We start from the raw sequence: 24,243 nt of genomic DNA, 5'->3' as shown, positions 1-24,243 counted from the left end.
TTAATTTCATTTTGGATTAAAGTTATGAATTTTATTGTAAATATTCTGTGTATACTTCATAATTAGAAGGTATAAAGTCAATTATTTGTTGAATAAAAATCATTTTGGAATTATCATAGGTATTCCTACGAATAAACTTGGAATGGAGATAAGCCTGATGCTGCCCCACCCTAATGCTTCCCTCAAAAAACAGGTCTATGACCGCATCTCCTACCTGGGAACGGCCTCCAAGGCCGATTTGTTGAATGATTTTGCCCTGACCAGCAGCAGTATGACACGGCTTCTCGATGAGATGTCGTCCCAGGGATTAATTATCGCTTCCGGGCTGGGAACCTCCAAAGGCGGGAGGAAGCCCATCCTGTTCCAGTGCAACCCGGCATACAGGTATCTGTTCGGGCTGGAGATTTCCCGCATTCATTCTTCCCTTGGCTTGTACGATATGCATTTCAATCTGCTGTCAATGACCCGGTGGACCATGGACGATAGCATGACGCCCCCGCTGCTCGCGGATCATGTTGCGGACTGTGCCCGGGCTCTTCTGGCGGAGCACGGCATATCGCCGGGCTGCGTTCTGGGTATGGGGATAGGCGCTGTCGGACCCTTGAACTCCGAACGCGGGATCATTCTGGAGCCGGAGCACTTCCCGGCCGCTTCCTGGACCAACGTCCCCATCTGCGAGATGCTGAAGGAACGGCTTGACCTGCCGGTCAAGCTTGACAATGGCGCCAACTGTGCCCTCATCGGTGAGCACCGGGCTCTTAAGTCCAACAACTATCAGCACATCCTGTATGTACATGCCGGAACAACTATCAGATTCGCCATGATATCCGGCGGCCATATCGTTCGGGGGGCCTCCGGCGCTGAGGGTGCGCTGGGTCAGATGATTATCCAGACCAACGGACCCAGACTGCACGGTAAAGGAAACTACGGAGCCCTTGAAGCCTTCGTGTCTGTTCCGGCGCTGGAAGAGCGTGTACGCACACAATTGAAGATTGGGCGCAGCAGCGTACTGGCGGAAATTTCTCCGGAACGGGTCACCTTTGCCTCCTTAACTGAAGCTCTTGAGCATGGAGATAAGCTGGTTACTGAACAATTCACCGAATCGTCTGCGTACCTGGGGATCGGACTGGCTAATCTGATTAACACTCTTCATCCGGAGTGTGTCGTGCTGGGCGGACCCCTGATCCGGGCACATCAGCTTGTCTTCGACACAGCGGTTGAGGTCGCCAGGAAGAACACTTATCCCTCGCCCGAGAACAGTCCGTTCTTTACTCAAGGACAGCTCAAAGAAGAGGCCGTAGCCACAGGAGCGGCTATCATGCTTCTAAATGACTGGTATGTTGAATAAATAGGAAGACAGGAGGAGATTACTGTGTCTCTTAGCTGCACTGCCGGTTCTCATTCCGGTTTAGGTGTGATGTGGAAGACGGTCTCAGAGGATTGTAATCTGGCGTGCGACTATTGTTATTATAGTACCTGTGGAGGGAAGCCCGGACCGGCAATTAACCGGATCGACTCTGGGATTCTGGATAAATTCATCCAGGATTATATGCAGCGCAGCTCCGGCAGTGCCACCTTCGCCTGGCAGGGTGGAGAACCCCTGCTGGCAGGTCACGAGTTCTTCGAAGAAGTCGTGTACCGCCAGGCTCTGTATGCCCCGCCGCATACAGTTATCAGCAATTCCCTGCAAACCAATGCCACGCTGATCAGCGGGCGGTGGGCTGCTTTTTTCAAAACCTATCATTTCCTGATCGGAGTCAGTCTGGACGGTCCGCAGCAGATTCATGACTCACGCCGGGTGAATTCCGCAGGAAAGGGCAGTTATGTCCAGGTCATGAACGGCATCGGCCATCTTCGGCGGCATCAGGTTGACTTTAATATATTGACGGTTATTCATAAGGGCAATGTAGGTAAAGCAAGGGAACTGATGGCGTTCTACCGGGAGCAGGACTTCCGCTTCATTCAGTTCATTCCCTGCATGGACTTCAGATCCCAGCAGGTGGATCAGCCGGGCGTCTATGAGATTACAGCGGACGAATACGGGGAGTTCCTGTGTGAGGCCTTCGACGAATGGTATCAGGACGGCAAGCCCGAAATATCGGTAAGGTTCTTCGATAACATGCTCAGCGTCTACCTGGGCGGCGAAGCAGAATCCTGTATTCACCGCGCTGCATGTCCTTCAAGTCTCGTGCTGGAGCAGAACGGGGACGCCTTCCCCTGCGATTTCTATATCAATGAGGAGTGGAAGGTCGGCAATATTGCCGGGGATTCCATTGCGGATATGCTTGCCCATCCCAACTACGAGCGGTTTCACCAGATGAAGCCCGCTCTGCCGGAGCCATGTCAATCCTGCGAATGGCAGCCGTTGTGTTATGGCGGATGCCCCCGGAACCGGAAATGGAATCCGGAAGAAGGCGGCTCCAGTCCTGATTATTTTTGCCGGAGCTATATGCGTATCTATGCTTATGCCGATGAGAGAATGAGACAGTTGGCAGGCAAGCTGCGCCGGGAACCCGTTCAGCGAGGTTGCAACGGGCAAATATTGGGTAACTTATAGCGTGAAGACTACATTCTTGTATATTGAGCGAAGGCTATACCCTGATACGTAATGGAGGGTTCTATGAACACGAAGACTGGCGGAGCGAGAGGCGCATTCAATTTCATGAAACAGCTGTGGACTAAAATCAATGCCGATGATGTCCAGGGTCTAGGCGCACAGCTGACCTATTATCTGATCCTGTCCCTGTTTCCTTTTCTGATCTTCATCATGACCCTGATCGGGTACGCCAATATCTCCCTTGAGGACAAAATCCATCAGCTCGAGCAGGTCATGCCCGCCGAGGCTATTTCAATTATTGAAGAAATTCTGCAGGATGTATCTGCCGGACGCAGCCAGGCGTTATTATCCTTCGGGATGCTGGCAACGCTCTGGGCCGCCTCCAAAGGAGTGAATGCCATCATCAAGGGGCTTAACCGTGCCTACGACATTGATGAGAGCAGAGCCTTCTGGAAAATACGGGGCATCGCCCTGCTCGCTACTTTGACGATCGGTCTCGTCGTTCTGCTCAGTATTCTGCTGCTTGTCCTTGGTACCTGGCTCAAAACTCAGGTCTTCCTGCTCATCGACTTGCCCTACGGATTCCAGAAGCTGTGGGATCTGCTGCAATATGCTATTCCGCTGCTAGTAATGTTCATAGTCTTCACTCTGCTGTACTGGATCGCCCCCAGCCGGAGGCTGGCTCTGCGCGAAGTCGTGCCCGGTGCGCTGTTCTCAACGATCGGCTGGATTACAACCTCAGTCCTCTTCTCTGTATACGTCAATCAATTCAGCGATTTCACCAAAACCTACGGCAGTCTCGGAGGCGTAACGGTTCTGCTTATCTGGCTGTATATCAGCTCCTTTATCATTCTTGCCGGAGGCGAGATTAATGCGGTCCTGCTCAAACGCAAGGCGGATGGTAAATAGTTGCCTTCATCACAGTGCAGTATCTATATAAGCCGCACTTAAGTTGTGAACTTGAAGCTTCGTCGTCACTACGGTGAAATTTGGACTTCCAGCCGCTGTTGTCACCAGATTTCTTGATTCATACCGCTGTTCGCGGTGGAAATCCGGTGACAAAGGCGGTCGCTACCGCTCCTCCAGTTCCAAATTTCCCCTCCGCTTCTTTTGCTTTTTGTTTTTTTCTTTAGTACTTCTTACTTAGCCCCTACTATCCTTCTGCACTCACCGAATAAGTCAGACACGCCACAGCCTCCGCCTGCCTGAAGCCTTCTCCCGTGTACAAAGCCTGCGCCCGTTCATTCTCTGCGTTCACACACAGAACGGCACGGGAATACGTCTGCTCAGCCGCAAACCGCAGCGCCGCCTGAAGCAGAATCCGTCCCAGCCCTCTCCCCTGATACTCCGGTAATACCGCCAGCGGGCCGATACTCATGGCAGGAGCCTCTTCGTATTCATCAGCGGAGCCGCGTACGATACCCACAGCTGTTCCGTTATGATACAAGATTAGTAGACCGCCTTCGATATAGTCTGCTCCGCAGATCATCTGCTGCACCATAGCAGGCGTGACCGGTGTCTCGTTGCCCTGCAGTCTGGCGAAGCCTGCATTGCGCACCTCACACCAGACCACTTCATCCGCCCCGCTGCGGAAGGGAAGAATCTCATAGCCCGGCGGCAAGCTCAGCGCAGGAGGTTCCCCCTGCTCCCTCACAAGGATATACGTGTAACGCTGCACTGCGAACCGGACGGATGCCAGAAGCTCTATTGCCGCAGCATTTGCCACCGGAACGAACAGATTCAACTGATCCATTCCTGCCGTATGAGGCAGTACTGCGCGCAGCAAGGACTCGTATACATTCACATCCCCAGTCTCCGCATACAGGATTCTGAATCTGGCCTTCCGTCCCCTGCGGGCGTAATCATTCAGCATGAGCGAAGCTGCCGCTGTAATTCCCCCCGAAGAATCGGCCATAATATACGTAGGATTGTCCGGGGAGCATTCGAACCCGGCAAGCTCCTCATCAATCAGATAAGAATCATCCAGCTCCCCCCGGTGCTTCCGGCAAAAGCTCAAAAATGCCTCCACCCTGCTCTGACTAAGTAATTCAACCTTCATCCGTCTCATCCTTTCGGTACCATTGTATCTTATAAAAATATCAAAAACTTCTGCTCCCGCAAAGGAAAAATACGCCCACGAATCCAGCACTGATTGCAGCAATAACCAAAAGTCCGCTCCGCACCTCGTTATACCACTTCACCCGGGCCCGCAATTTGCCGGCCATGGCTGCGCTTGACGCCTTATATGCTCCAGCCGTATTAAGTCCCGGACATGCTGCCGGATTACGCCGGACAACTACCCTCCAGGTAGAATACGGCGGCCAAACCGCCATGCTGAACGCCCATCTGCGCATCACGCCTGAAGCCATGGACCCGTACACTACGCCTGAAGAATTCCGCCGCTGCCTTGACCGCCATGTATTCCTCTGGCCGACCTGGCGGGATTGCCTCGCAATGGCGGCCATGTACTCCCGCCGGGAACCGGACGAAACGTTTGCTATTCTCCAATTCTCCGCTCTCGAGCTGCTCACCGGTCAGTTTGACCGGATCAGGCTGTCCAAATATGATTCCGGCAGCTCGCCCAGATTCCCGCACCGGATGTCCTACCACAAAAGCTGCGGGATGCTGCTGCCCCTTGCAGAGTTCATGTCCATATCCAGGAGGGATATCCCTACCAAACCTTCGGAGATCAAGGAAGTCCTGGTCGAAGGCCAACTCTCCCCGCTCAGCCGATATTTACAGGCGGTCTACTGTTCGGAGATCCAGCATGTGCCCGAGATCTGGCAGCCTGTCTGCCAGCCGCTCGAGCTGGCGGCGCTATAATTGCCCTCAGCCTTGAACTTTATGTCACACCGTGATATAGTCACGTTATGACATAGTCACGGCAAGACATATGCCATGAGTATGCACAATGAACTGGCGAAGCAGGTGATCGTGGTGTCCGCAACGGATAAAGTGCTGAAAAAGTATGTGCCGATGACAGAGACGGCGTTCTATATTCTGTTGTCCCTGACCAAACCCCGCCACGGCTACGGAATCATCAAGCATGTGGAGGAGCTGTCTGCAGGGCGGCTTAGACTGGGCTCCGGTACGGTATACGGAACCTTGACGAAGATGAACAAGGACGGACTGATCTTTGTATTCGCCGATGAAGAGAGAAAGACGGTGTACGAGGTGTCCAGCCTGGGGAAAGAAGTAATGCGCGCAGAAATCAGCAGATTGAAGGAACTTCACCGCAATGCCATTACCAGTGAGGAGGAATTTGTATGAAAAGGGTATTTCGGCCCTTCTGGAGTTATGACCTGCCCAAGTCAGAAGCCTGGCTGGCCGATATGGCAAGTCAGGGCTGGGTGCTGGCGGAGTGCAGCCTGCTGCTCCGGCGGTTCACCTTCCGGCAAGCTCAACCGGTACAGCGTTCTTATCAGATCGGGTATGGACCCTCCTCCCAGCCTTCCATGTCATCCTATCTGGCTGCTGAAGGCTGGAGCGAGCGCCTGCAGCAAGGCAAATGGACCGTCTACGAGAATGAGCGGCAGCCGTCACAGATTAAGGCGTACCCTTCCCGCAAGGAGGTCTTAAGGCGGAACCACAAGATCTCCTATATTTTCATGGGAATATTGGTGTACTTATTACTCATTGCGATGATCCCGCTGATTGCGCTAGGCTTCTCCTTGACCCAGGATACTCCTATGCAGACGCAAAAAAGCCCGTTGTGGGCGGTTACCTGGGCCGCAGCAGCCTTGGCTGTGATCCTGCTTATCCTTGCAATCTATTCGATTATTAAGCTCCGGGCGGCCAGCAAGGGGTTCCAATTGAATCATGAGGATATCAAGAAGACTCATGAACAGCAGAAGCCAGCGGGCATTACGATGACACGGCTGAAGTTAGGCTGGATGTACGCTCCCGACCGGCTGGAGGAATGGCTGGAGGAGAAGGAGCGGCTGGGCTGGAATCTGTACAAAGTCGGCCTGGGAGGAACCCTGTTCCATTTCAGCCAAGGCAGTCCGCGCCAAATGAAGTATCACGCCGACTATCAGGTCATTGGCGATGAGGAGTATGTCGAACTGCACCGCCAGGCAGGCTGGAATAAGGTCTATAGCTCACCTTTTTCCCTGCAGAAATGGACCATCTGGAGCCGGGAGCAGACGGATCATGCGCAGCAGCCGGAAATCTACAGTGATCCGTACCACCGCCTGAAGCACGCACGCAAAATTGCCGTCAGCTATACCCTGCTGTTCCTGCCCATGATTCTGCTCTACAGCCTGAATGTGACGGCATTTATTGACGGGATGCTGCAAGACGGAATCACCGCTTCCCGGGCATGGAACACATCACTGATGTTCCTCTGCATCCTTATCTTCGGCTCGTTTACGGTCAGAACCTGGCTGTATTACCGGCGGCTCAAGAAGCTATAGAACGGCTGAACAAGTAGAGACGGATTGGTTAGTTCGCGACAAAAGGCGTATACCGGAAGCCCCTCCATACGGAGAAAGCTTTCAGTATACGCCTTTAACATGACAGCCGGTCTATGATCAGAAGAATTGCGGGTATAACTTGGACATGCTCTGAACCCGGTCCAGAAGGGTATTGGAATGCTCGATCACAACCTTGCGCATCCCTTCCACATCCCGCTTACGGGTAGCCGCGACCATCTTCACATGCTTATCAATATCGGAGGGCTGCACCCCCTCCATCTTGCCGTACAGCAGACGGATGCGATTATAATGGGAGGCTACTTCTTCAATGGTAAACCAGGATAACTCCTCCCCCGCCGTCTGAAAGATCAGCTGATGGAAGCGGTTGTCCTTGAAATAGAATTCTCTGAAATATTTCTTATCCATATATTTCTTCTGCTTATTAATCAGTTCCTGCATCGTATCTGCTACCAGTTCACTGCACTTGCGGATGAATTCATCAATCACCGCGGATTCAAGCGAGGTCCGGATGAACCATTCCTCACGCACTCTTTGCAGATCAATCTTGGAGACTACGGTTTTGCGCTGAGGATATATTTCCACCAGTCCCGACTGTTGAAGGCGGACTACAGCTTCACGCACCGGTGTCCGGCTGACGCCATAACGTTCCGACAGCTTCTGCACACTGACATCCATTCCCGGCTCCAACGTCATATTCATGATGTCTTCTTTTATTTTATTGTAAGTTACATCATTTAGTGAATTACTGTTATTAATAATCTTCAACGGATTCCCTACACCTTCCCTGAACTCACTCCTAGTACATCACGGTATATGATCTCCGCACTGGCTGAATCGTAGCTGTAATATAGCAGAATATCCAGAATAAACGGCGAGTAGCTTAGTCTGTTCAATTCCTGCGTAAAGGCCATGGCTCCGACTTCACTTAAGGTGCGTATAGTAGAATAATTCTTCAGGCCCAGCAGCTTCCATAGCAGAATCCGCTCGGTCCGGGTGTATATTTCCTGTGCATACCGGTCTTCTACACCATGAAAAATCTCGTGGCCAAGGATAGTATTCATTATACCAGCTTGCTGAAAAAGTTCAACTAGAGCAGGCTGTTCCGCCCGCACCAGCTCCGCCGCCCTGAGCACGGGTTCTTCCATAATTTCAATCTTGTCCGGAGGCGTATAGCTGGCAAACAGCACCCGCTTGCCGGTCATGCTTGCACTCCTTAGTTCCAGCTTCAGGTTCAGCTTCCCGGCAATCTCCCGGACATCGCTGGTGCCATAGTCACGGATCATCCGCCGGGCGTATTCAATCCCGCAGGCTCTGGCCCGCCCTAGCATCTCTATCTTGGTCACAGGCGGAATGCGCCGGTTCAGAATATCTCTGGAGAAGGCGTACATCCCCCAAGCCTCATCGTCAACCCGCAGCAAATCATCCATCATCTCTCCCAGCTTCCTCTTCACCTGCATACCTCCCCCTGTGTCCTCTTCCCTGTCTTACTCTTTACGGCCGTTAGCTTTGCTTGATATTGGCTGCCACGACAATGATCTCGGTGTCCGGCTCGAACGTGGATACTTCGATATCCATCAGCAGCTCCAGCTGTTCAAAGTCCGAAGCGGTGAAGTCCATGACGCGGGCCCCGATGCACAGGTAAAAGTCAGGCCTTGCGATCAGCTCCGTCTGATAGACGGCCATCGCCTCCCATAGCTTACGGACGGCATTCAGATACTCTCCGGCCGTGGTTTTAAGCGCCATCGCCCGGCCTCTCTGCACCTTGATGAACCCTTTGGTGTCCAGGATGCGGACCGCACCGGCTTCACCGGCCTTATCCATCTTTTCGCCAAAAATATGCACATATCTGGTCTTCTCTAGCAGCACTGTCCGCTGGACAGGGATACGCATATCCTGTGCCGCCAGCTCCTGCAATTCCTCTTCCGTACATTCCTTCAGCAGCTCGGTCGTCTTGACTTCCGTAGAGCCGGTAGCAATCGCTGTAACCTTGGAGGTCTGCGGATCAATATCAATATGAATCTCGATGCTCTCCGGTGTCGCTCCGCTCTGTATCGCCTTGTTCATGGCTTCCATTTTGAGGGCGGCAATCACTTCCTTGGAAGGGGAAGGAATAATCCGCTCGACTACATCCCGGACCATCGACAAGGCCACGCCTATGGAGGAGATGACCTCTGCATTCTCCGGGATGCTGTATTTGAGGCCCATTTTCTCCGAGAAATAGACAATCAGTGAAGCTGCCCCGCCGCCGACACCCACCAGGGAGATCTGATCCTTCTCCAGTTTGTACTTCTCAGCCAGCGCTAGGATGATCGGCTCGATCTTGGCATAGGCCTTCTCCATGATCTGCTTGGCAATATCCTCGGCTGTCGTTCCGCAGTAATCGGCCAGCGCCTGCATCGCCCTTCTCGCAGCTTCCACATTCCCGTAGGAGAAATGCTCCGGCTTCACCAGGCCCAGCACGTTCGCCGCGCAGGAGTTCGTTATCGTCACCCGCTCCCCGTTCTCCAGACGGATCGCTACATAATCTGCAGGATCACCAGGCTTCGGCGAGAAAAACTCGACCTGCGCTCCCTTGATCTTCTCCGGGTCCGTAAAGACCGAATAATCCAGACCGCCGATATGCGCCGATCTCGGACCGACATCCACCACACCGCTCTTATTGGCCCGGATCATCGAACCGCCGGCAACGCCGAGTACCCGCACATCCAGTGAATTGACATAAGTCGGATGGCCGCCGACGATGGAATAGTCAATGGCCGGGCGGCCATTTTTGATGACACCGATATTGGTCGTCGTTCCGCCAACCTCGAAGTACACTCCGTTAGAGGCTCTAAGATACATCAGCGATCCCATAACCGAGGCAGCCGGACCCGACAGCATGGTCAGCACAGGCCGCTTCTTCATCTCACTGATCTCCATCACGCCGCCGTCGCCTCTCATGATCATCAGCGGCACATGGACACCGGCTTCCCGGACAGACCGCTCTGTTGAATTGGCCGTATCCAGCATCTTCGGCAGAATGCTTGCATTAATCGCGGCCGTTCTGGTTCTCCGGGTCAGCCCGTACAGCTTCGTAATGTCGGAGGCCATGGTGGTCGGCATCCCTTTTTTCTCCGCTTCTATATAGACCAGTTCCTCGGGCCGCCCGTTATCTACGCCAAAAGCCATGGAAGGCACAATCACCTGTGCCCCCTGACGCTTAAGCTCATCAATGACCGCCAGCACGGAGGCTTCAGACATTTTTTTAACATTAAGGAAGCTGTTATAAATCTTGATCTCCTTGCTGTTGCCCAGATCTATATTCTGAAGCTTGGTCTGCCGTTTGGCGAGCCAGCCTTCAAGACCGCCCTTCGCCAGGCCAATGATGCCAACCTGGGCAATATCGCCTTCGATCAGCGCATTGGTCGCCTGTGTTGTACTGTGTGCCACGAACACTACATCCTCCGGCCGGATATTGTTCTCCTCCAGACAATTCTGGAAACATTTCACCACACCTGCGGCTACGCCTGTGGCATGATCATGTGTCGTCTTGACCGATGATTTTCCGATAATCTCATGTGTCGCATTGTCGATGGCCACTGCTTTGGTATGTGTTCCTCCTACGTCGATACCCATCCTAACCATTTTGCCCATATGATTGTTCCGTTTCTCTTCATTATAAAATATGCTACACCAGATTGCCGTACATGAAGAATACGACCGCGCATAGGATAATACCGATGATCCAGCCTGTAGGAATCGACATCTTCATGTATTCCTTGGCCGGAACCTTCGTATAGCCGAAGCCCCAGGCGACCCAGGACTGGGTTACGTCCAAGTGCTGCGGTGCTACTGTAGTAATGGCGAACAACGGATACAGGAATTGCACCGGCCAGGCTGCCGTTGCAACGACTACGGCCAGAATCGCCGAACCGGAGCCGACCAGGTTCATCGGGCCGCGGAAGAAGCCGAGCGGTGTCAGGATGGCGAATACGATACAGAGCAATAACGCTGTCTGCGGCATCGCACCATCCAGCAGTTCTTTGAAATAGGGCGAAGCATAGGTGGCTGCATTGTTGAACATCGACAGGGTGAGCAAGAAACCGATCATCGGCGCCACATCAATGGCTCCGTCCGAGAATTGCTTCGACAGCATTCTGCAAACGTTTGCAAAACCACCCTTTAACTTGCTGCAGGTCAGCAAGGCGAACAATGCGGCGAAGATGAAGCCAAATATAATCGGTACCTTGAGCACCACCACGCCGATGACCGGCAGGATGATGGAAATCCAGGAGATGGCAGGCGCATCCTTCGTAGCGCCGGTATCCGGCGTGGCAGCCCAGGCTCTTGAGATCTTTTTGTTCATCATCACGTTCGATACAACCAGTACAACAATCAGGGATACAGCCATCGCAATCATGCCGAATTTGAAATATGTATTATAGTCGTAGCTGGCATAACTTTCATTGGCTGTGGCAAAGATAGCCTGATATTGCTTGAAATTCACGATGTTCCCGAAGATCCCCGCCATAATGGAGCCCATGAAGGAGAACAAGGCAATCGGTGAAGGAATTCCGAGCGACAACATGATTGGCAACACGATTACAGCAATGGAGATTACCGGACCGATGCCGGTCATGGATGTGAAGATTACAGCGGTAACTATACACAGCAGTGACATGGTGACTCTTGGTTTGTCTCCCCCCAGCTCTACTACCTTACGGATTAAGGTCGCGGCAATTCCGGTGTCGATCAGAACTCTGCCGAAGAATGCACCGAAGAAGATATTAACCAGGATCGCCTTCCCGTAGTTCTCCGGCCCCGTCTGGAACACATTCGTCAGGACATCAATGAACGTCTTGCCCTCCATCACGGAGGTGGGATGAATGGAATTACCGATCAGGGCAATCGAGGTCCACAGCACCGACATGACGAAGAAGCCCACCATGAGGTTATACCCCTTAACGCAATACCACACCAATCCAAAAAATGATAAAACCATAATGAAACCGATTACAACATTAGCCACATCCACAAAATAACCTCCTGTAATAGGATCAAATAAAATAACATGCTAACATGCTATATAGGTGTACTGACATGTTAGTTTGTCTCGTGAAAATATTAACATGCGACTTCATTAGGCGTCAATACCCTTCTGCATGTTATTTCCAAACCCTTCAAAACGCAAACAGAGGCTGCAGATGTGATCCATCCTGCGCCTCTGTTCACCTCCATACTCTTCAGTTATCCTGGTTAATCACTTGGTCACGATACCGCTGAAATCCCTTCCATGATTGCTCCGCTGCTTCAGGCTGCTCAAAGTCGATATAGCCGGAATCCGATGTATCCAGCGCATAAGCCTCCAGTGTCTCACAGATCAACCGGATCGTCTCCATCACCGCTCCCCCGCCCCGGACATGCAGCATGATGGAATGTACAAGCTCCTCATCACCTGTGTTGAACTCAATCGAATACCCCTCGCCTTCAAGGAAGCCCCAAGCCTTATCCCGGTAATCCAGGTTCGGAAGGCGGCGGGTCAGCTTCTCAATGATTTCATCACGTTGCCCCAGGGGAGGCACCGGGGGCTGTTCTTCCTCCGTCGCTTCAAAATCGTACTTCTCTTTCATGACAAATACATCCCAGCTCATAGTTGCTCACTCCTTGGTTTGATTGAGACAGAGTTAGTTGTACAGACAGCAGTTATGTTATACACTTAACCCTTTTTTGCAGGTTTTAATTGCTCAGATTACAATGATCCGGTATCGGCCGGTCGCAAGGGCTTCTCCAAGTCAGTCAACAAGGGTACTGATGCACTAGAACTCTATTCGCCTACTCTTGTCAACTCAAACGCTGCAGCTTCGATCCACAGGATAACTGAAGCTTCGCCGGGGTTGGTTATACCGTTAGGGCACCTTACCATCCGCTGGAAGCGAATATTAAACAGACGGGTTACAATACCGGAACAAACGATTCATCAGCCGTTCTGCATAGATAGAAATTTCGTTAGATCATTCTGTAGCTGCACAACCTCCTGATTCGCAGCATTCGCATAATCCGGCAGCAGCATATCCTTAACCATTTTCGTACGCAGCCATGCAATGAAGAGAACATCCAGCATGAAGCTTGGGAGTTTGGGGACTATTTTAAAAACGGGCGGATCAACAGCAACACCAGCTTTTTGTATTGCCCTTAGATACGCTTTTAAAGTAACTGTTATTTTGCGTGCCGTCTTTCTGGTTCCCGGTGTTATAGGGTCAATCTCCCGAATGCCGGAATACAAACCGCCCAGCAGAGCAATGTCTGATACAGAATGAGTGATTAGATACGCCTTCATATCCTTTTTTATGGCGTAAGGAAGCTTTGCTGCTTGGAATACCCTTGCGAGACTTTCGATCCGCTGCGTCACTGCACCATTCATTTCTCCAAATGCGGTAGCCATGAGGAACTTTGGTGCAAACCGGGCATACAGAACTCCATCTTTAATCTGTCCGCCGAAGCCCGGAAAAGCCGGTAACAGTCTATCCCCTACAATCTCCCGCCACGAAGAAAACCCAATCGGGCTATTGGTCATCGTAACAATATTCGGGCTTTGATTATCCTTTAGCGCTAACAACGCGGATTCGGCCCGGTCATAACGGACGGTAACGAAAATAAAATCGTATATATCGTCATTTTCGAGTGTATCAATGACCTTCACCGGAATCGATCTGACTGTACCTTTGTCATTATATTGCAGGCCTTTTTCTTTTAAAAGTCTGAATCTGTCTGAACGTGCAAACACGCTCACATCAAACCCGGCTTCCATAAACTTCATTGCGTATATGCTCCCGATGACACCCGCACCGAAAATTAAAATTCTGTTTTGTTGTACTGACATTACAATCACTCCTGCCTATTAATATTCCCTCTTGATTATCCAACAACATGTTGTATGATGTGATCATAAAGCTTTAGGATTCCTTGATCAATCATCAATTTTTTTATATCTGTCGGATGATACCTTATACACAAGCAGGAGGGAAACATGAACAAGCAGTCCCAGGTTACGGAGAAAACAAGACAACGGTTTATAGAAGTTTTTTGTGAGCTATACAGACCACTCCTTAACGCCGTACTTCATTGAGTTCTATCTGACGACGACCCTTTCTTTATTTCGTCTTTGGCTCCAAAGAGATAAGGATGTACCCCCAGAGGAATTCATCAAGTTAGCGGAGAATTTATATTCAAGAGGGATTACGACTTATACTAAAGAATGAAGATGCCGCACCAGCGAAGACGGGAAGGAAAATAAACGCAATAAAGGCCCGTCCATTCCCACTAGGGTAATGAACGGGCCTTTATAATCTGCGATGCGGTCAAGAGGACTCGAACCTCCACGATATTGCTATCACTGGCACCTGAAGCCAGCGCGTCTGCCAATTCCGCCATGACCGCATATTCGGTTGACTTGCTTTCGCAGTCACAAGATAGATCTTACCATGTCAGAATTATGGAGTCAAGTTTATTTTATTGTAAATTGCTATCCATAAATTGCAAGTAAAATATTGCTTTTATTTGCGTATTCGGTGTATAATGAGAACAAAGGTTCGCATAATATAAATGAGGTGATTTATAATGGCGATTACCAAGAGACACCCCCTAAATACACCAACAATCCCTGAGAATATAACCAAAGATGAATTGTCCCTGGTCAGAAGCTATCTGCTGCTAACGTTTATTCATAAAGTATTTGAACGGGACTGCCGTGCCATCGGCAAGAGCGGTCTGTTCAAGACTCCCCAGCTCTACATGGAGCTGGTATCCAGCGCTACCAAGAAGACATCCCTGATGCTGCAGGAGGTTACCCGGGAGCTTACCCTGAGCCAGCTCAAGATCAGCACTGTGCGCCAGGATCAGCGCGGAGTTACCGCCGAGTATAACTGCCGGGGCTATGTTGGTGAGATCCATATTCTCTGGCCCGGCTTCCGCAATGAGATGATGCAGCGTATGCGCGCCTACCTCGGACTGGGTGCAGAGCTTGCCTCCGTCCTTCCCCGAGAAGAACAGGTTGAACAGTTGGCCATGACCATCTAAGCCGCACCTTGTAATGGATTGTACTGCTGACATAAGAGCCTCGTCCTATTCTGGACGAGGCTCTTGGTGCGGGTGCAGATCAATATATGATACGTTGACGGGGAGTGGTTTGATTAGACTTTGTCGTCTGGAGTACAGGCGGCATGCATTTGGCCCAAATGGCAACCCGGTCCCTTCCTGCCGTTCACCAGTTCGACGCCCGTCCTTACTTTAGAACCTTCTCCAGCTGCTTCGATCCTGCCTCCGGGAACAGCTTGGCCGTATGCTCCATGATCCGCGCTCTGGATGCCTCAGGCTGATCACTGTAACGTGAAGTCACATAGTCTGCTCCAAATACATGCTCGCTCACGGCATAACGCCCGATTCCCCAGCCGTAGGGACGGCCATGCTTGTCCTGCTTATACTCAAATTTGCTGGCTGTAATGTAGGTCTGCATCTGGAGCAGCGTCATGGCTGTGTCGAAGCCCTTGGCACCTTTGGCCGCGAAGCCGGACAGGCCTTTGAGATCACTGGAAAGCAGCCCTGCCTCATGCTCCAGCAGCACATCCATGATTCGTTTGCTGGCCATGGAGGCCAGCCCGTCATCATATCTGGCATCGAAATCATAGCCGTCCCGGCGGTAATTGGCGAAGTCCGGATACCATTCTCTGCTGATGAACCCGGCCTTCTTGTTAAAAAGCTTCGCATAAGCGATCTCGCCCCCGGCCGCAATCTCCTCGCGCCATTCCCACGGCCCCACTACATCCTTCACGAACCAGTAGCTCGCAGGCGTACATTCCTCCAGAGAGAAGCCTGCGATTTCACAACGGAACAAGGGCAGATACCCGATCTCCCGCACCAGTTCGGCCAGTTCCCCGGCATTCTTTATAACCGGCAGCTTCATGATTGCCCTCCAGGGTGGTAGGTCCAGCCCTCGTCTCCGTGGTAGATCATCTGCTTGCTCATCCCGCCATCGATTGTAATATTCTCGCCCGTAATGAATCCCGCAGCTTCGCTGCACAGGAACAGCACCATGACTGCGATATCCGCTGGAGTTCCGACCCGTCCCGCAGGATGCTGCAGCCGGTCCGGCTCTGTATGAACCGGTTCCGCCGATTCCCCTGTACCGTGATAAGCGGTGGTATCAATCCAGCCCGGGCTGATCGCATTCACCCGCACTTTACCGGCCAGACTTACACTAAGGGCGTGGGTCAATGCACCGATTCCGCCTTTGGCCGCAGTATAGCTCTCGGTATCCGGCTGCGACATCCGCTCCCGGCTGGAGGAGATATTAACGATGGACGCTCCCGGAGCGAAATATTCCTTAAGCCGCAGTGTCAAATAATATGGCGCAATCACCCCGATTCGCTGCACATATTCGAAATCCTCATAGCTGCACTCGGACTGCAGCCCTTTACGGCTGATACAGGCATTGTTAATCAGGTAATCCACCTGTCCGTAGCGGCTGATTACATGTGCGGTGAAGTCATCCAGCACGGACTGCTGCGCAATATCGCCTGTATAGAAGAACAGCTGCTCTGTGCCATACTGCTCCTCCAGCCAGCGTCCGGCTGCTGAATCCGTATCGATGCAGGCAACCACTGCCCCGGCCTTCAGTAATGCCTCGGTGAGACAGCGCCCGATTCCGCCCGCGCCTCCGGTGACGACCGATATTTTATGATGATGGCTCATTGTCCCCTCCTAATCCGCTTACTCCGCAGTATCCGTCTCTGGTCTGGGTTCGCTGAACGGCTGATACAGATAATTCCGGTCCAGCTTCACCACACGCTTATTGGGGCGCCGGATCATCACCTGGGACTCATCCCAGGCCAGTACGATCCCCTTCACATCATTGCTTACCAGTCCATCCCGCACGACACGTATCTTTTCACCGGAGATCCGGTAGGCGTCCAGTTGTTCATCACTGATCATAATTCTCTATTCCCCTCTCTGTCTTTAGCTTGTCCAATATTTACCCGGTTAAGGTCATGAAAAAGACCCAAATGAGAATCATCCGGGTCTAGTTACGAACTAGGCAATCTGTATGTCTTATGAAGTTCCTATATCAGCGCTTCATTCTTCTCAAACCAGAAGTCAAGAACTTTAGCGGACATCACACGTTCTTCAAGATACTCTACCTGATGGTCCGTGAATAACTGTCTCCAGCCATACGACAGCTCTTCACACAAACTTGTGATTGTCAACAGCTCCGACCAAGCTACATAACGTTTGTACCAGAAAAATTGAGGATGTTCAATCATATAGGGATACAAATCGTCGAACTCCGTGTGTTTGCAATCCAGCGCACGTTCGAAGTGATCCTTAGCCTCGGTTAGTTTATCAATAAAAAATTGCTCAGTCACCGGTTCTTTCCCCATTGTGACGCCTCCCCTCTCATGTCTAATTTTTATTATAAAGGAAAACTTATAGGGTGAAAAGAAGATGTTTCAAAAATAGGCTAAGTTCCTGTTATTGACACTTCAATTTAACCCGAAAGTAATCTTTCCCTCACTAAGGGAGGTAATATCAACAAGCGATTCCAGCCGGATTCCCTGTTCCCGGATCGTACGCGCACCGGCCTGGAAGCTTTTTTCGACCACTACACCCAGACCTACAAGCTCAGCGCCCGAACGCTGAATGATCTTGATCAGGCCGCGGGCCGCATCGCCGTTGGCGATAATATCATCAATGAACAGGATTTTGTCATTCTCCGAGATGTATTGGCGGGACAGCATGATGTCCGTCACAATCCCTTTGGTAAAAGAGGGCACCCGTTCGCATAGAGCGTCGGGATCAGCCAGCAGCGTTTTTTTGCGGCGGGCAAATACCAGCGGCACCTTCATCTCATAAGCGGTGGCAAATGCCACGGCAATACCCGAGGATTCCACGGTCACGACGCGCGACACTCCAGCCTCAGCGAATCTGCGGGCAAATTCCCGTCCCATTTCCATCGTCAGCATCGGATCGACCTGGTGGTTGAGCAGACCGTCCAGCTTCAGCACCTGATCCGAGACGACAACCCCTTCCTCCAAAATCCGCTGTTTCAATAATTCCATGATTTCGAACCTCCATTACCCTTAATAAAAATATAAGAATTTATTTGTTTCACACGATAACTTATCCTTCGATTTCTCGCTGAAACGAATGCCGTCCTTTAAAAGGACCGGCAAAGCCGTTTCCACTTGTTGCAGACGTTCCACTGAAAAAAGCATTTGTTCCTATAGGCGGAAGTCATGTCCCTCTGTCCCTCATCATAACCTGTACTATGCGGACTGCACAAGGCTATATCCTAGCGGACCCCGCCATTTTAATCTTCGCAGCATTCAGAGGAGGGTAAGCATGAAGTCACATATCCGCACATTGCAGATCGCTTTCACCTATATTGGCACTGTTGTAGGCGCCGGATTCGCCACCGGCCAGGAAATCCTCCGTTTTTTCACCAGATACGGGCATTGGGCCCTGCTGACGATTCTGCTCTCCACCGCACTGTTTATCTGGCTCGGAACCAAAATGATGATAATCGCACGCAGGATCGCTGCGGACTCCTATGAGGATTTCAACCGCCACCTGTTCGGTGCAAGGGCCGGGGGCAGCATCAGCCTGTTCACCATGATTATCCTGATCGGGGTCAACAGTATTATGCTCGCAGGCGCCGGGGCGATCTTCAAGGAGCATCTCGCCCTTCCCTATCAGGCAGGGCTGCTTTTGACGATACTGGGCTCTTATTTCCTGTTAAAGCGCGGCATCTCTGGCATCTTGCAGATTAACAGTCTGGTCGTACCTCTGATGCTTACGCTGTCATTAATCCTTGTCTTCAATACGCTGGGTGTACCCGGAGCCGAAAGATTCCTCTTCCTGCCGACGGATCACGGGGCCATCAACGCCTGGATAGCGCCGCTCCTCTACACTTCCTTCAACCTTGGAATGGCCCAAGCCGTGCTTGTTCCATTGGCCCGGCATACGGATGATGAGCGTGCGCTTATCCGCGGCGGTATTCTGGGCGGAGCCGGGATCGGCTTCATGCTGCTGGCGGCACACTTCGCCATGAGCTCACAAATGCCGGGCATCCTGCAGTTCGAGATCCCGATGGGCAGCATCGCGATCCGGCTGGGTCCTGTGGTGCAGATGATTTTCCTGCTGCTGATCTTCATGGAGATCTTCAGCACCTTCGTTGCAGGCATCTACGGGGTGAGCGTCCAGCTCCAGCAGCGCCTTCCGGTCGCCCCTGCTCTCGTTGCCCCGCTGCTGATGCTGATCTGCTATGTGTTCAGCCAATTCGGGTTCAGCTCATTACTTGGTATATTCTACCCGATCTTCGGCGGACTCTGCCTGATATGGGTAGTCATGCTGCTGCGCAGCCCCCTATCTCCGCCGCCGGGACAGGGGAAGCCGCCGGCAGGCGGATCAGGCACGGGGAAGAAGGGGATCACAATCGTTGCCGTCAAACCCGCCATCCGGCCTACACGGAAATAATGGCAGCCGAAGGTATGATATTCGCGGCTGCCTCCGCTACATGCCGGTGGCAGGTCATCATTACAATCTGCCGGGATACCGACAGCTCCCCTAACAAGGCCAGGGCGGCGCGAAGCCGGTGTTCGTCGAAATTCACGAACAGATCATCGAAGAACAGGGGCAAATGTACCTTGCTGCTCATCGTTTCTGCCAGTGCCAGCCGGATTGCCAGATACAGCTGCTCCGCCGTTCCCCGGCTTAGCAGTCCGCTATCCAGCAGACCGGCTTCCTTGTGTTCGGCCTTCAGCTCCTTGTGGCCCAGGGTCATTACAATCCGGCGGTATTCCCCGTGCGTCAGCTTCGAGAAATATACAGAGGCAAGCTGAAGCACCTGCGGCTGCTTCTCCTGCTCGTAGATCCGGCGCGTCCGTCCCATCAGCTCGGCTGCCAGCGCCGTTACCGCATATTGCCCGGCCAGCTGGCGCAGCGCCGCCCGCTGCTCCTCCAGCTGCTGGAGCGCCGTGTCTTCCTTGCAGCGTCCCGTCAGCTCTTCCCGTTCGCGCAGCAGCTTGCCGCGCTGCTCCAGCAGGCTGCTACGATCTTCTTCAAGTTCGGCCGCCGCCTCTTCCGCAGCGCTGCTCTCCTGTTCCAGCTGCACGGCATCCCGCTGCTCCAGCAGACTCAGCAGCTCCGCCTTGCCCCCTTCATCCCATCCGCCAAACATCGCCAGCTCCCATTGGCGCACGGACCGTGTCACCTCTGTACGTCTCAGCCAGGCGGAGGAACGGCGCTGGAAGTGTTCGCCATCCTCAGCGCCGCCTTCCTGCAGCAGCCTGGAGCAACGCCCGTTCAATTCCGCTTGTTCTGCGTGGTTCGCCGCCAGCTCCTCCCGGACTTCTGCCAGCCGCACCTCCATACTCTCTCTGCGCAGCAGCTCGGCCTTCAGCTGCTCCCACTCCTGCTTCCTCTGGTCCAGCCAGGTTAGGAGGGAGGCGGGATGGGCGGCGGAAAGTGTAGGCTGTGGATCAGAATGGGCAGCTGCGAGCAGCTTCATTCCCTCCTGCTCGTAGACTGTACATTCCGCCTCCAGTGTACTAAGCCGCAGCGTCCCTTTGCCCTCCTGGCGCAACAGCTCATTGCCCTGCTCTGCCAGGGCGAAGAGATCCGGCAGGCTGTCCGGTGACAGCCCCTCCGGGAGTCTCCGCTGACGCAGCCAATCTTCGTAGCTTGCGGCCAGCTTCGTGAAGCTGGCTTCCGCCTGATCGAGCTCCCCGGTCAGCACCCGTTCCTGGCCGGTCAGCACGGCAAGCTCCGTCCGGCAGGTCTCCGCCTCAGCCGTAAGCCGGTCTATATGCTGGCGCCAGGCACTCCAGGCCTCCATCCGCCGGCGCAGCTCCTTCATCCCGGCCTCCAGCCCGCTGGCGTCCTTAGTGCTGCTCTCCTGCTCCGCACCGGAGAGCAATTGCCCGCGCAGCCGCAGCATCTCCGCTGCGGCCTTGCCGGCCTCCCCACCGCCGGGCTCCGGCGGGGAAGAATCAGCCGCCGCTGCGCGCATGGCGGCCCAGAGCCACAGGTCCGCGGCGGCCAGCAGGCCTAGCGCGGACCACGCGCTGACCGGCGGTGCGCCGGTCAGCCACAGCGCAGGCGGCAGCAGCAGCGTAAGCGCTGCGCCCGCCTGCAGGAAGCGCCGGTAGCGTGCCGCCCGGCGCCCGTTCCCGCCGGAGCGGCTGCGCCCGGCGGCTTCAACAGGGCCGAGCTGGGCTTCGCGCCAGCGCTCGGCTGCCTGCTGCAGCTCGTCCCACAGCTGCAGCAGTTCACGCGGGCTGCGCGCAGCGAGGCCCGCGAAGTCCGCGGCGCCGCTTGCGTGACCCTGCGCAAGCTGGCGCTCAGCCGCCGCAAGCGCAGCGTCTGCGGCAGCAATGCGGGCGCGGAGGCTCAGCAGCTCCGCGCCCCGGGTCTCCATTTGCCGGTCATACCCGGCAAAGGACGCGGCATAACGCCGCGCGGCCTCCCGGTCCGCCGCGGCGGCAGTGAAGCCCGCAAGCGCAGCGGTGTCCCAGCCTGCGCCAATGCTGCGCAGCAGGCGCTCCAGCTGCTCGCGCAGAGAAGTCAGCTCCGCCTGCACCCGCAGCTGCTCGGAGCGCTTGTCCTCATAGCTGCTCCGCTTGCGGTCCAGCGCTTCGAGGGCCGGACCCTGCTGCGCAAGCAGAGGATCGGGCGGGTTCGCCGCAAGCTCCTCCGTAAGCTCCGCCTGCAACCGTTCCAGCCGGAACGCCGCACCCTGCAGACTCCGCAGGTCGGCCTCAAGCGACCTCCACCGCTCCGCACCGGCCTCAGGGAACGTATGGATCACAGGAAGCTCCGCCAGCTCCAGCCGGCCTTCACACCATTTCAGCCACAGCTCCCGGATGTCCTGCGCCTTGCGCAGCTTCACCAGCTTCGCTCCGGCCCGTTCCCGGCGCTCCTTCATCTGCGCCAGCTTCTGCTCCGCTGCTTCCAGAGCCAGAGTATTCTCGTTATACCTGGGCAGATAGGAGCGGCTCTCCGCAACCTCCCCTTCCAGCTTCTCAATGGACTGCAGGATCTTTGCAGCCTCCTGGACCCGGCCGCGCGGCTTATAGAGCTTCTCGGACTCCTGGATTAGGCGCTTCTCCGCCCGCATAATCTCACCGCCGCCGCCCATACCGGCATGGAACAGGTAGCTGCTCATCTCACCGGATTGCAGCGCACCCAGCTCCTGCAGCTCGTCGAGCGAGACAGCGAACAGCTGGCGGAACATGCTCCGTGAGATGCCTCCAAGCAGACGGCGTTCCAGCTCCGCCTGATTCAGCTCCTCCGTGCTTCCATCGGAATGGGTGACCACAACATTCAGCTTCTCCGCTCTCCCCGGTCCCTCGCCGCCGGAAGCATACCGGCGGATCGTCCACGCTGACCCGGAATCGTCCCGCGCTTCCAGTACCCCGCCATGCGTTCCCCCCTGGAGCGGCTCGTACCGCTCGGCAGGGTTCGCCCTGCCGGGGATGCCATACAGCATGGCACGGATGAACTGCAGGGTGGTGCTTTTACCAGCTTCATTACGCCCGAACAGAACCGTAACCCCTTCGTTCAATCCGATCTCCCGCTGGGCCAGACGGCCGTAGCCGCTTATCCGTAAGGAATCAATCTTCACTCCGCATCCCTCCGCTCTTGCCGGCCAGCACAGTCTCCCGGTTCCTCAGCACCGGCCCCGCTCCTCAACGATCCGTCATTATCCATTGCCTTATTCCCCGCCGATCTGGCATCGTCCCATTCCCCATGCTTCGCTGAACCGTCATGATCCAGCTTCCCGCTCATCGCAGGTCCATCTCCTGCCACAAAATTACCTGCCACCCTAGCACTTCCCGTCTCCAGTCCAGCCTCTTCCATGGACAGTTCGCTGCTTCCGGCAGACAGCTCCATACCTCCCTCCGCAGGACTCTGCGCCCCGGCAGGCTCCGCCAATCCGCTCAGCAGTGTTATTCCAAGCTCCGCCGCCCCTCTCAGCCAGTCCAGCTTCTCCTCGCTCCCAACCGACATCAGCAGCCTGCGCAGCTCCTGATTCTCCATCAGCGGCTTGAGCGCAGCAGCGACCAGCTCGTCCAGCTCCCCGGCATTCACGCTAGTCCGCCCGGTAAGACGCAGCATTTCACCCAAGAAGCTGTCCTCCAGAAGCAGGCGTTCACGGTCAATAGCCAGTCCTGATTCTATAGAGAAGCCTTCCGTCCATACCAGACCCGCATATTCCCTGCGTGCCGCACGGACGGCTTCCCGCCGCTGCAGCTCGGTAAGCAGATCATCGGCTGCCCCTTTCTCCGCCAGTATCTTATGTACAGCCCCCCGTCCGGTCAGCCGGAAGCGGACCACCGACATCATCTGCGGGGTTTCCTCCCTAAGCTCTTCAACCGCATTCTCCACGGCCCGGGTCCACTCGGCTTCATCCGCCAGGCCTTCAATGGATAACTCCCGCACCTGCCAGCGCACACTGTCCAGCTCATGGAATTCTAATACAGCCGCACCTTCTGCATCTACATCAACGGTATAACAGCCCTTAGGCCCGGTTTCCTTAATGCTTCTGCCTTGAATATTGCCCGGATAGACGATTGGCGGATGCTCATGCAGAATACTCCGCTTATGAATATGTCCGAGCGCCCAATAGTCATATCCCCTGCTAATCAGATCCTTGCGGGTGCATGGAGCGTACGTCTCATGCTGAAGATCCCCATCCACATTGCCATGCAGCAGGGCAATATGGAACAGGCTGCTTCCCGGCTCACGGCTGAAGCGCAGCGCTGTATTCTCTGTCACTTTGGCGGTCGGATAAGAGATTCCGCTGACCACGGCAACCTCTCTCCCGTCTTGTCTGCGGCGGGCGACAACGCGCCCCGGCTCACTCCCGCCGAATACCGTAACATGTTCAGGCGGCGCTGATGCCAGACGCGGCCCGTCCAGCGGATCATGATTGCCGTGGATCAGGAACACCTGAATCCCGTGGCGCCCGAGTTCATCCAGAGCCTCCCGGAAGCGGAGCTGGCCCTGGAGAGAAGCATCGGTGACATCATAGACATCGCCGCTGATGACCACGAAATCTACCTTTTGCGCTATGGCTACGCCAACAAGCCGCCCGAGGGCGGCGAAGGTGGACTCCCGGAGATAGGAGCGTATCTCCTGCGGAAGATGGGACAGCCCTGCGAACCGGCTGTCCAGATGCAGATCCGCCGCATGGAGGAAACGAAATGGAATCATAGG

The 24,243-nt window shown here is 54.1% G+C and carries 22 protein-coding genes and 1 tRNA gene; 8 read left to right on the top strand and 15 right to left on the bottom strand.

All coding sequences use genetic code 11. The features are described from left to right. Positions 1-157 precede the first annotated feature (157 nt). The 3 genes from KDC22_RS11420 (at position 158) to KDC22_RS11410 (ending at position 3,466) form a co-directional block, all read left to right on the top strand. The gene (locus KDC22_RS11420; RefSeq protein WP_211724000.1) at positions 158-1,348 is read left to right on the top strand and encodes an ROK family protein; all 1,191 of its coding nucleotides are present in this window, start codon (positions 158-160) and stop codon (positions 1,346-1,348) included. A 24-nt stretch (positions 1,349-1,372) separates the two neighbouring features. Further along, positions 1,373-2,557 (top strand): anaerobic sulfatase maturase, encoded by a 1,185-nt coding sequence (locus KDC22_RS11415; RefSeq protein WP_246553474.1) that lies wholly within the window; start codon positions 1,373-1,375, stop codon positions 2,555-2,557. Between the two features lie 63 nt (positions 2,558-2,620). Continuing rightward, a complete protein-coding gene (locus KDC22_RS11410; protein ID WP_173137718.1) occupies positions 2,621-3,466 on the top strand; it encodes a YihY/virulence factor BrkB family protein in 846 nt (281 codons plus the stop codon). Between the two features lie 244 nt (positions 3,467-3,710). Here the strand turns inward: KDC22_RS11410 and KDC22_RS11405 are convergent, their stop codons facing one another. Continuing rightward, on the bottom strand, positions 3,711-4,616 hold the full coding sequence (locus KDC22_RS11405; protein ID WP_211723085.1) for a GNAT family N-acetyltransferase: 906 nt from the start codon (positions 4,614-4,616) through the stop codon (positions 3,711-3,713). Positions 4,617-4,666: 50 nt separating this feature from the next. On the opposite strand from KDC22_RS11405, the gene KDC22_RS11400 reads away from it, so the two are divergent. The 3 genes from KDC22_RS11400 to KDC22_RS11390 all read left to right on the top strand — a co-directional run bounded on the left by KDC22_RS11400 (position 4,667) and on the right by KDC22_RS11390 (position 6,972). Next, positions 4,667-5,380: a DUF7002 family protein gene (locus KDC22_RS11400; protein WP_425517057.1), complete on the top strand. Its 714-nt coding sequence runs from the start codon at positions 4,667-4,669 to the stop codon at positions 5,378-5,380. Positions 5,381-5,455: 75 nt separating this feature from the next. Continuing rightward, positions 5,456-5,827 (top strand): PadR family transcriptional regulator, encoded by a 372-nt coding sequence (locus KDC22_RS11395; RefSeq protein ID WP_246553472.1) that lies wholly within the window; start codon positions 5,456-5,458, stop codon positions 5,825-5,827. Beyond that, the gene (locus KDC22_RS11390; RefSeq protein WP_211723083.1) at positions 5,824-6,972 is read left to right on the top strand and encodes a DUF2812 domain-containing protein; all 1,149 of its coding nucleotides are present in this window, start codon (positions 5,824-5,826) and stop codon (positions 6,970-6,972) included. The genes KDC22_RS11395 and KDC22_RS11390 overlap by 4 nt, the downstream gene beginning before the upstream one ends. 117 nt (positions 6,973-7,089) lie before the next feature. Here KDC22_RS11390 and KDC22_RS11385 read toward each other — a convergent pair whose 3' ends face one another. The 7 genes from KDC22_RS11385 to KDC22_RS11355 all read right to left on the bottom strand — a co-directional run bounded on the left by KDC22_RS11385 (position 7,090) and on the right by KDC22_RS11355 (position 14,409). Next, complete coding sequence (locus tag KDC22_RS11385; RefSeq protein ID WP_301953207.1) at positions 7,090-7,758, bottom strand: GntR family transcriptional regulator; 669 nt, start codon at positions 7,756-7,758, stop codon at positions 7,090-7,092. 8 nt (positions 7,759-7,766) lie between these two features. Next, positions 7,767-8,444, bottom strand: a complete 678-nt coding sequence (locus KDC22_RS11380; protein WP_211723082.1) for a hypothetical protein — start codon at positions 8,442-8,444, stop codon at positions 7,767-7,769. Positions 8,445-8,493: 49 nt separating this feature from the next. Continuing rightward, positions 8,494-10,608 (bottom strand): hydantoinase/oxoprolinase family protein, encoded by a 2,115-nt coding sequence (locus tag KDC22_RS11375; protein WP_246553470.1) that lies wholly within the window; start codon positions 10,606-10,608, stop codon positions 8,494-8,496. A gap of 52 nt (positions 10,609-10,660) precedes the next feature. Then, complete coding sequence (locus KDC22_RS11370) at positions 10,661-12,007, bottom strand: citrate transporter (RefSeq protein ID WP_211723080.1); 1,347 nt, start codon at positions 12,005-12,007, stop codon at positions 10,661-10,663. Positions 12,008-12,215: 208 nt separating this feature from the next. Continuing rightward, positions 12,216-12,623 (bottom strand): hypothetical protein, encoded by a 408-nt coding sequence (locus KDC22_RS11365; RefSeq protein WP_211723079.1) that lies wholly within the window; start codon positions 12,621-12,623, stop codon positions 12,216-12,218. A 326-nt stretch (positions 12,624-12,949) separates the two neighbouring features. Further along, the gene (locus tag KDC22_RS11360) at positions 12,950-13,852 is read right to left on the bottom strand and encodes a ketopantoate reductase family protein (protein ID WP_211723078.1); all 903 of its coding nucleotides are present in this window, start codon (positions 13,850-13,852) and stop codon (positions 12,950-12,952) included. Between the two features lie 473 nt (positions 13,853-14,325). After that, a tRNA-Leu gene (locus KDC22_RS11355) sits at positions 14,326-14,409 on the bottom strand. Positions 14,410-14,589: 180 nt separating this feature from the next. Between KDC22_RS11355 and KDC22_RS11350 the strand changes: the two genes are divergently transcribed. Beyond that, a complete protein-coding gene (locus KDC22_RS11350; protein WP_209990913.1) occupies positions 14,590-15,048 on the top strand; it encodes a YhjD family protein in 459 nt (152 codons plus the stop codon). Positions 15,049-15,253: 205 nt separating this feature from the next. Here the strand turns inward: KDC22_RS11350 and KDC22_RS11345 are convergent, their stop codons facing one another. From KDC22_RS11345 to KDC22_RS11325, 5 genes are all read right to left on the bottom strand, one after another. Continuing rightward, positions 15,254-15,931, bottom strand: coding sequence for an AlkZ-related protein (locus tag KDC22_RS11345; protein ID WP_211723077.1), 678 nt, complete (start codon positions 15,929-15,931; stop codon positions 15,254-15,256). Next, on the bottom strand, positions 15,928-16,719 hold the full coding sequence (locus KDC22_RS11340; protein ID WP_211723076.1) for an SDR family oxidoreductase: 792 nt from the start codon (positions 16,717-16,719) through the stop codon (positions 15,928-15,930). Before KDC22_RS11340 ends, KDC22_RS11345 begins: the two co-directional genes overlap by 4 nt. A gap of 18 nt (positions 16,720-16,737) precedes the next feature. Beyond that, positions 16,738-16,959 (bottom strand): hypothetical protein, encoded by a 222-nt coding sequence (locus KDC22_RS11335; RefSeq protein WP_211723075.1) that lies wholly within the window; start codon positions 16,957-16,959, stop codon positions 16,738-16,740. 128 nt (positions 16,960-17,087) lie between these two features. Beyond that, positions 17,088-17,405: a hypothetical protein gene (locus KDC22_RS11330; protein ID WP_173137732.1), complete on the bottom strand. Its 318-nt coding sequence runs from the start codon at positions 17,403-17,405 to the stop codon at positions 17,088-17,090. Positions 17,406-17,507: 102 nt separating this feature from the next. Continuing rightward, the gene (locus KDC22_RS11325) at positions 17,508-18,083 is read right to left on the bottom strand and encodes a xanthine phosphoribosyltransferase (RefSeq protein ID WP_211723074.1); all 576 of its coding nucleotides are present in this window, start codon (positions 18,081-18,083) and stop codon (positions 17,508-17,510) included. A gap of 283 nt (positions 18,084-18,366) precedes the next feature. Here KDC22_RS11325 and KDC22_RS11320 point away from each other — a divergent pair, with 283 nt between their 5' ends. Further along, a complete protein-coding gene (locus KDC22_RS11320) occupies positions 18,367-19,500 on the top strand; it encodes a YkvI family membrane protein (RefSeq protein ID WP_211723073.1) in 1,134 nt (377 codons plus the stop codon). Here KDC22_RS11320 and KDC22_RS11315 read toward each other — a convergent pair. Then, complete coding sequence (locus KDC22_RS11315) at positions 19,487-22,648, bottom strand: AAA family ATPase (protein ID WP_211723072.1); 3,162 nt, start codon at positions 22,646-22,648, stop codon at positions 19,487-19,489. The two genes, KDC22_RS11320 and KDC22_RS11315, sit on opposite strands and share 14 nt — an antisense overlap. After that, positions 22,645-24,240 (bottom strand): metallophosphoesterase family protein, encoded by a 1,596-nt coding sequence (locus KDC22_RS11310; RefSeq protein WP_246553468.1) that lies wholly within the window; start codon positions 24,238-24,240, stop codon positions 22,645-22,647. Before KDC22_RS11310 ends, KDC22_RS11315 begins: the two co-directional genes overlap by 4 nt. Positions 24,241-24,243 lie beyond the last annotated feature (3 nt).

The sequence above is a fragment of the Paenibacillus tritici genome, from assembly GCF_018207515.1.
GTDB lineage: Bacteria > Bacillota > Bacilli > Paenibacillales > Paenibacillaceae > Paenibacillus_AQ > Paenibacillus_AQ tritici.
This window is presented reverse-complemented; position numbering and strand designations above follow the sequence as displayed.